The sequence below is a fragment of the Arthrobacter sp. P1_A5 genome, assembly GCF_056406825.1.
This window is the reverse complement of the sequence record NZ_JBFTZL010000167.1, coordinates 1-8,027: the sequence shown is the minus strand read 5'-3', so window position 1 is coordinate 8,027 and position 8,027 is coordinate 1. Positions and strand designations below refer to the sequence as shown.

General features: G+C 67.8%; 7 protein-coding genes and 2 pseudogenes. 6 read left to right on the top strand and 3 right to left on the bottom strand.

Features of this window, described 5'->3' with window-relative positions:
* Window positions 1-253 (top strand): annotated as a pseudogene (locus AC1D1S_RS17130) (serine hydroxymethyltransferase); the annotation flags it as partial.
* A 161-nt stretch (window positions 254-414) separates the two neighbouring features.
* The gene (locus tag AC1D1S_RS17125; RefSeq protein ID WP_476995011.1) at window positions 415-1,842 is read left to right on the top strand and encodes an L-serine ammonia-lyase; all 1,428 of its coding nucleotides are present in this window, start codon (window positions 415-417) and stop codon (window positions 1,840-1,842) included.
* Between the two features lie 91 nt (window positions 1,843-1,933).
* Here AC1D1S_RS17125 and AC1D1S_RS17120 read toward each other — a convergent pair whose 3' ends face one another.
* Entirely contained in the window at window positions 1,934-2,503 is a 570-nt protein-coding gene (locus tag AC1D1S_RS17120) for a TspO/MBR family protein (RefSeq protein ID WP_476995010.1), read from the bottom strand.
* A 114-nt stretch (window positions 2,504-2,617) separates the two neighbouring features.
* Between AC1D1S_RS17120 and AC1D1S_RS17115 the strand changes: the two genes are divergently transcribed.
* Together AC1D1S_RS17115 and AC1D1S_RS17110 are read left to right on the top strand one after the other, a co-directional pair.
* Window positions 2,618-3,691: a lipid II:glycine glycyltransferase FemX gene (locus AC1D1S_RS17115; protein WP_243181631.1), complete on the top strand. Its 1,074-nt coding sequence runs from the start codon at window positions 2,618-2,620 to the stop codon at window positions 3,689-3,691.
* Between the two features lie 48 nt (window positions 3,692-3,739).
* Window positions 3,740-5,236 carry a threonine/serine exporter family protein gene (locus AC1D1S_RS17110; protein ID WP_243181630.1) on the top strand — a complete coding sequence of 499 codons (1,497 nt, stop codon included), beginning with the start codon at window positions 3,740-3,742 and terminating at the stop codon, window positions 5,234-5,236.
* A 195-nt stretch (window positions 5,237-5,431) separates the two neighbouring features.
* On the opposite strand, the gene AC1D1S_RS17105 is transcribed toward AC1D1S_RS17110, so the two are convergent.
* Both AC1D1S_RS17105 and AC1D1S_RS17100 read right to left on the bottom strand, forming a co-directional pair.
* Window positions 5,432-6,271 carry a siderophore-interacting protein gene (locus AC1D1S_RS17105; protein WP_028276959.1) on the bottom strand — a complete coding sequence of 280 codons (840 nt, stop codon included), beginning with the start codon at window positions 6,269-6,271 and terminating at the stop codon, window positions 5,432-5,434.
* A 51-nt stretch (window positions 6,272-6,322) separates the two neighbouring features.
* Entirely contained in the window at window positions 6,323-7,129 is an 807-nt protein-coding gene (locus tag AC1D1S_RS17100) for a uracil-DNA glycosylase (protein ID WP_243181629.1), read from the bottom strand.
* Between the two features lie 203 nt (window positions 7,130-7,332).
* Here AC1D1S_RS17100 and AC1D1S_RS17095 point away from each other — a divergent pair, with 203 nt between their 5' ends.
* Both AC1D1S_RS17095 and AC1D1S_RS17090 read left to right on the top strand, forming a co-directional pair.
* Window positions 7,333-7,596: a DUF3263 domain-containing protein gene (locus tag AC1D1S_RS17095; protein WP_230008022.1), complete on the top strand. Its 264-nt coding sequence runs from the start codon at window positions 7,333-7,335 to the stop codon at window positions 7,594-7,596.
* A gap of 93 nt (window positions 7,597-7,689) precedes the next feature.
* Window positions 7,690-8,027, top strand: a pseudogene (locus AC1D1S_RS17090) (LytR C-terminal domain-containing protein); the annotation flags it as partial.

The window sequence follows — 8,027 nt, the reverse complement described above, 5'->3', positions numbered from 1 at the left end:
CGACATCACCGTCAACCGCAACGCCGTCCCGTTCGATCCGCGCCCGCCGATGGTCACCTCCGGGCTGCGGATCGGCACCCCGGCGCTGGCGACCCGCGGTTTTGGCGAGCCGGCCTTCGCCGAGGTTGCCGATATCATCGCTGAGGCTTTGATCGCCGACGCCGGCGCGGACCTCTCCGGTCTGCGCACCCGGGTTCAGGCCCTCGCCGCCGCCCACCCGCTCTACCCGGGCGTGTCCGACCTCGCCGGTTGAGCTTGGCGGGCCCGTGGGTCCGGCCTCCTCTGCATGCTCGGTCGCGAAGACGCCCGCTGAGCGGACGTGACGCTCCCTTAGACGCATGCTGCCGGAGACCGGACCCGAAGGGGCCCCTGTTCACCTCTGTCCCCGAGCCCATACCTAGTTAGGAACCGACAATGGCTGTTGGAGTCTTCGATCTCTTTTCCATCGGCATAGGGCCRTCCAGTTCCCACACGGTGGGACCGATGCGGGCCGCCGCGGTCTTCGCCGAGGAGCTCAAAACGTCCGGGGACCTGGAGAAGGTGGCGTCGCTGCGGGTGGACCTGTACGGCTCCCTCGCCGCCACCGGGCACGGGCACGGCACCATGACCGCGATCCTGCTGGGCCTGGAGGGCTTCCACCCCGAGCAGATCCTGCCCGAGGAAGTGGAGGGTCGGCTCGCCGCGATCGCCGAGACCGGCACCCTGCAGCTCGCCGGCGCGGGCGATGGGGACGGTGTTGCGCTGCCGTATGGGGTGCAGGACATGATCCTGCGGCCGCTGACCATCCTGCCCCGGCACACCAACGGGATGACGTTCACGGTCTCCGACGCCGRCGGCGAAGTCCTGCACAAGGCGACGTTCTTCTCCGTGGGCGGCGGCTTCATTGTCCGCGAGGGCGAGGAGGACGCGGCCCTGAAGGAGCTCGACGAATCCAAGAAGGAACTGCCGCTGCCGTTCCGCACGGCCGCGGAACTGCTGGGCCGCTGCCAGTCCAAGGGCCTCTCGATCGGGCAGATCATGTTCGTCAACGAGCGCGCCTCCCGCACCGARGCGGAAATCCGGGACGGGCTGCTGCACATCTACTCGGTGATGGAAGGCTGCGTCGAGGTCAGCCTCAAACGCGAAGGGCTGCTGCCCGGCGGGCTTAAGGTCCGCCGCCGGGCCCCCGACTGGCACGAGCGCCTGATGAAGGAAACCCTCGGCCAGGACCCCGAGTACCGGGATCCGAAGTACTGGCAGGAGTGGGTCAACCTGATCGCCCTGGCCGTGAACGAGGAAAACGCCTCCGGCGGCCGGGTCGTCACCGCCCCCACCAACGGCGCCGCCGGGATCATCCCGGCCGTGCTCTACTACGCGCTGCACTTCGCCCCCGGCATGGACCAGGCCACCCAGGCCGACCGGGACGACGTGGTGGTCAAGTTCCTGCTGACCGCGGCCGCGATCGGGGTGCTSTACAAGGAGCAGGCCTCCATCTCCGGSGCGGARGTCGGCTGCCAGGGCGAGGTGGGCTCSGCGTCCTCGATGGCCGCCGCCGGCCTGGCCGAAGTCATGGGCGGCACRCCGGCGCAGGTGGAAAACGCCGCGGAAATCGCGATGGAACACAACCTGGGCCTGACCTGCGATCCGATCGGCGGGCTCGTGCAGGTCCCGTGCATCGAACGCAACGCGATCGCCGCCGCGAAAGCCATCAACGCCGCCAAAATGGCSCTCTGGGGCGACGGCACCCACCGGGTCTCCCTCGACGAAGTCATCGTGACCATGCGCGAGACCGGCAAGGACATGWSCTCCAAATACAAGGAAACCGCCATGGGCGGCCTCGCCGTCAACGTCGTGGAGTGCTAGGAAGCTGACCGCCGCCGGCAGGGGCTGCCGTGGCGCTGGCCGGCGGCTCCGGCTGTGCAACTTACAACTAGCGCCTGCAGCTGTGCAGGCCCTAGTTGTGCAGTGCCGCCCAAAGGTTCAGCGAGGATGCGTACACGATCCACGACAGGTAGGGCAGCATCAGCAGTCCTGCCGTCCGGCTGATCGGTCCGAAGAGCACCACCGTCACGGACACGGCTACGGCCAAAGCCACGATGATCCCGAACGCGATCCACAGCGCCGGCGTCCCGAGCGCCGGGTACAGGGCGAAGAAGACCGGCGTCCAGAGCAGGTTCAGCCCCAACTGCACGCCGTAGGCTGTCAGGGCCGCTTTGGACCCCGGGGCGCGGCTGCGCCAGACCAGCCACGCCGCGACGGCCATGGCGGCGTACAGGACCGTCCAGACGGGCCCGAAAACCCAGTTCGGCGGGGACCACGGGGCCTTGTCCGCGGTGGCGTACCAGCCGTTGACGTGGTTGGCCGTGGCCAGGCCGCCCAAGGCCGCAACGAACGCAGACGCGCCGAGGAACAGCAGCAGCGCGACCACCTGGGAGAAGCCGCCGCCCGTGCCGCTTCCGGCGCCCTTAGAGTGGCCGCCGGGCGCCCCGGGACGGCCTTCCAGCGGTTGTTGCTGAGCCTGCATGAGACCAGCGTAACCGCCTGACCCGGACCGGCGGCAGGGTGCGGACCGATAGACTTGGGGCTGCATGTCCGCATGCCGCCGAAGCTCGTACCGCAATGATTGGATACCGCACCCTTGCGAGAATTCACTGCCCGTTTTGCCTCTGCCGAAGAGATTGCCAACTGGGATGCCCACGTCACCGCGAACCCCAACGGCGGCAATCTCCTGCAATCGGAAGCCTTCGCCGAGGTCAAACAGCACTTTGGCTGGAAGCCCTTGCACCTGGTGTACGAGTCGGCCGATTACACGAGCTACAACCTGGTCCTGGAGAAGTCCTTTCCGGTCCTCGGCAAGCTCTGGTACCTGATCAAGGGACCCGACGTGGCGTCTGTCGAGGACATCCCCGGGATCGTCGCGGCCAACGCGGACTTCGTCAAAAGGGCCAAGCTGGGCGTCTTCGCGATCAAGATCGAACCGGATGTTGTCTTGTCCGACGACGCCGCGCGGATCCTTGAGGGCGCCGGCCTGGTCAAGACCCACAACCTGCAGCCGAACGACTCCACGGCGCTGCTCGATATTGCGCCCGAGGAAAACCAGCTGCTGCGCAACCTGCATTCCCGGGGCCGCAACGCCGTGCGCCGCGCCATCCGCGAGGGCGTGGAAGTCCACAACGTCGAGCCCACGGAAGAGAACTTCCGGGCCATGTATGCCCTGATGACCACCACGGTGGAAGCCAAGTCCCAGGTCCGGGTGCGCGAGTACGAGTACTACCGCCAGTTCTGGACCAACTTCCTGGCCCGGGACCAGGGCAGGCTGCTCTTCGTGTACGAAAACGGGGTGCCCTCGGTGGGCGCGTTCGTGATCAACTACGGCCGCAAGGGAACGTACAAGGACGGCGGCTCCCTGCAGAAGCGTGGCCAGTACGGTGACTCGCACCTCGTGCAGTGGACCGCGATCAACCAGGTCAAGGACCTCGGCTGCACCGAATACGACTTCTGCGGCACGCCGCCGAGCCACAAGCTCAAGGACACGTCGAACCCGTTCCATGGGCTGGGGCTCTTCAAGACCAGCTTCAGCAAGACCGTGACCGACTTCGTCGGCTGCTATGACCAGGTTCTGAGCCCGCTGAAGTACAAGGCCTGGATGACGGCGGGGGAGCGCGTCGCACGCCAGGTCTACACCCGGCGCACGGGCCAGCAGTTTTACTAAACCGAGCCAAAGACAATCAAGGTCAGCCAGGACAGTGAGGAGGCCGGAATGAACAACGGAACCGACGGCCACCGCAGGCCACCCACGGACGGCCTGCCCCGGACCCAGCCGATGTCGGCCATGCAGGTGCGCCAGAACGCCGCCGCCAAGAGAATGCTGCGCCGCCTGGTCCAGGGCGAAAACCCGCCCACCGCGCCGATGAGCATCGTCGACCGGCTCGCCGGCAGCCCCTACGCCAACCCGATGATTCAGGTTGGCGGGGTGGATGCCGCAGCCCGCAAGACCATCGATTTCGCCCTGAAGCTGGCCGAATCCATGTTCCGGTACGGGGCCGGCGCCCTCGAAGTCGAGACCAGCATCATCGCCATCACCGCCGCGCTTGGCCTCAAGAACATCGAGGTGGACATCACCAACCAGTCGGTGGCCATCAACTACGCACCCAAGGACCAGACGCCCATCTCACTGCTGCGGGTGGTGCGGTCCTGGACCAACAACTACGCGGGCCTCTCGCAAGTGCACCAGCTGGTGACAGACATCGTGGCCGGCGGCGTCGGCCGCGAGGAAGCCGTGCGCCGGCTTGAGGACATCACCCGCAGCGCCAAGCCGTTCCCGCGGTGGATGGTCACCGTGGCCTTCGGCGTGTTCTCTGCCGTTTTCGTCGGTGTCCTGGGCGGCGGACTGGGCGCCTCGGTCGTCGCGTTCCTCTCCAACCTTCTGGTCAGCCTGCTGGCCCGCCAGCTGGGCCGCTGGCGTACGCCGGACTTCTTCATCACTGCCTCGTGTTCGTTCCTGGTGACCATTATCGCCCTGCTGCTGTGGCGCTTCGGCAGCCCGCTGGGAGTGCAGATTGCCCCCGAAATCGTGGTGGTCGGCGGGATCCTGCTGCTCCTGCCGACGGGACGCTTGGTGTCCTCGGTGCAGGATGCGATCAACGGCTTCCCCGTCACGGCGGCCGGACGGTTCCTGTCCACCATGCTGACTTTCGGGGCGCTGGTCGCCGGCATCGCCGTCGGCTTCGTCGTGGGGGACATGACCGGCATGGATCCCATAGATGTCACCAAAACATTCCCGCCCAAGTATGACTTGTGGGTGATCGTCATCCTGATCGCCATTGCGGTGCTGATGATCGGCATCACGGAACAGACCAGCTGGAAGCTGCTGCTGCCGACGGCGGCCGTAGGGGTGGTGGGCTACCTGGTCCTCATCGGCGGCGACGCCCTGGGTATCGGATCCCGCTTCGCCCCGGCCCTCGCTGCCGTGGTGATCGGCCTGCTGGCCCGCGTCGTGGCCCTCCGGATGGGCGCCCCACAGCTGGTGGTGGCCGTTCCCGCTGCGCTGATTCTGCTCCCCGGACTCACTATATTCCGGTCGATGTATGTATTGACCATCGAGGAATCGGAGATTCTCATGGGCGCCGGCGGGATGCTTAACGCCGGGGCCATTGTGCTCGGTGTCGCTGCCGGCATCGTGCTCGGCGACACCCTGGCGCGGCCCCTGACGCGGAGCCTCGCGAGCAACGAACGGCGCAGGGCCCGCCGCCGCTAGATCTTGCGAGGAATGCCCGTAGGCTCCCCTAAGGCGCCGGGTTTCCCCACGTTTGCCGGGACGCGACGGCGTGTCTGCCCGCCGCGCCGGCGTGTCCCGGCGTCGTGGTGGCAAAGGTGGGGAAACTCCGCAGCGCCAAATCTCGCTCTGCTAGATCTTGCGCCGTCAGATCTTGCGCCGTTAGATCTTGCGCCGTTAGATCTTGCCGATGGGGAGCTTCTTCTCCGCCTGGAAGTCGTCCTCCACCCGGCCCTTGGCCCAGTAGCCGGAGAGGGACACCTGGGCCCGCTCCAGCCCGCGCTGCACGTAGAACACGTCCCGGAGGCCCTTCATGTAGCCCCGCTCGCCGTGGGCAAAGACCTGCACGCGGCCCTCGGGCCACTCGGCGTCGCGCACCGCCGTGACCAGCAGTTCGCTCTCACCGGCGGGGGCGCCGCCGCGCAGCAGCCAGCGCAGCTCGACGCCGGCCGGCCCGGCGATGGCCTGGACGTCGGCGTCGCTGTCCACTTCGAGCAGGGCGAGGCCGCGGGCATCCTCCGGCAGGGATTCGATCGCCGCGCCGATGGCCGGCAACGCTGATTCATCGCCGGCAAACAGGTACCAGTCCGCGGCCGGATCCGGGTTGTACCCGCCGCCGGGGCCGGTGAAAGTCAGTCGATCGCCGGGCTGGGCCGAAGCCGCCCAGGGGCCGGCGAGCCCCTCGTCGCCGTGGATCACAAAGTCAATGGCCAGTTCCTGCGCCGCCGGGTCCACCCAGCGGACCGTGTAGGTCCGGGTGTGCGGCCACTGACTGCGCGGCATGGTTTCCCGGATGGCCCACAAATCCAGCGGATCCGGGTATTCGACGCCGGGTTGCGGAAAGACGATCTTGACGTACCGGTCCACATAGTCGTTGTTGACGAACCCGGCGAAGCCAGGGCCCCCGGCGATGATCCGGACCATGTGCGGGGAGAGCTGCTCCCTGCGCAGGACCGTCAGATCGGTCTGGGGGCGCGAGTTCCGGGTGGCGGTGGTGGCTGCGGGGACGGATGTCATGCAGCTAAGCCTAACCAAGAACCCCCGGCGGGAGCTTTGCGCGGAGGCCTGTTACGGCAACGGCGGAAGCTCCCAGTCGACCGTCCCGTTGCCTTGTTCCAGCAGCAGGGCGTTGGCCCGGCTGAAGGGCCGGGACCCGAAGAAGCCGCGCGAGGCCGATAGCGGGCTGGGGTGGGCGCTGGCGATCACGGCGGCGGACCCCAGCAGCGGCCGCACGGACTCGGCATCCTTCCCCCACAGGATCGCCACCAGGGGGGCATGGCCCGCACCGGATACGGACGAGCGGCCGGCGACGGCCCGGATGGCCGCCGCYGTCACAGCCTCCCAGCCCTTGTTCCGGTGCGAGCCCGCCGCGCCGGCACGGACGCTGAGCACCCTGTTGAGCAGCAGTACGCCTTGGTCCGCCCAGTGGCTGAGGTCCCCGTGGACGCGCGGGGGGAAGCCGAGATCGGCCTGAAGTTCCTTGTAGATGTTTGCCAGGCTGCGGGGGATCGGCCGGGTGGCGCCGTCCACGGCGAAGGACAACCCCACGGCGTGCCCCGGCGTCGGATACGGGTCCTGGCCTACCACCAGCACGCGGACGCCGGCCAGGGGCTGCCGGAAAGCCCGCAGCAGGTTTGCCGGCGAGGGCAGTACGCCGTGCCCGGCGGCCACTTCGCCCGCGACAAAGGCGAGGGCTTCGCGCAACTGGGCCTCCACCGGCGCCAGCGGCTCCGCCCAGTCCGGAGCAACCAGCGCGTCCAGCGGTCGGCGGGCCAGGTCCGCGAAGCTGAGGGTGTCCGCGGCTGCGGGCTCCAGCTCGAACAGCGCGTCGGGTTCACTGGCGGGGTCAGACTCGGCATCAAACACAGCACCCATTCTTCCCCAGCTGCGGCCCGTTTCTGCGCCCTCCCGAATGACAACCCTGTCATTCGGCCGTAGCATGGGGACTGACTTTTTACCGGATCCAGCCAGGTTTTTTGGAATCAGCCAGGGAGTGTGTCGTGGCCGAAACAGCGCAAGAGCACGTGCTCGCGGGGGATTCTGCTGTCTTCCCAACCGCCGGCGCGGGTGCGGACGGGGTGTCGGCGGAGTCTGCGCTGAGCGCCCGCGACCAGCAGATGCTGTCCTTGGAGCGGCAGTGGTGGAAGTACGCCGGGGCCAAGGAACAGGCCATCCGTGAGCTGTTCGATCTGTCCGCCACGCACTACTACCAGATCCTCAATGCCCTCATCGATACCGAGGATGCGCTGGCCCACGATCCCATGCTGGTCAAGAGATTGCGTAGACTACGTACATCACGCCAACGTGCCCGCACTGCCCGTCGTCTGGGAACAGATTCGTAAAGTCGCGTCACGAGCAGCCGGATGCGCACGTCCTGTTGCGTCCGTTCCGGCCTCGGGCACCCCGTATGAAATCAGCAAGGACGTCGTTTTACCATGACCAAATACGCTCGGGATGAATTTGATCGGGTCCCGGAGACCTCTGCCCGGCAGGGAGTCCACCGGGCCGTCGCGGCATCGCGGCGGCGGAGCCTGGCGCCGATCCTGGCGGCCGGCTGCGTAGCCCTGGCCATCGGCCTGGTGGCCTTCCTAATCCTGCCGAAGCTCGGCTTCTCCGCAGGCCAGGCCGCGGCCGTGACCGCCGGTGGCAGCCCGTCCGCATCTGCCAGCAGCAGCCCGTCCGCCACGAGCACCGTGAGCCCCGGTCCCACGCCGACGAGCCCGGAGCCGGCCGGCACGGACGCCGCCGCGCCCGGCACGGACGCCGCCGCGCC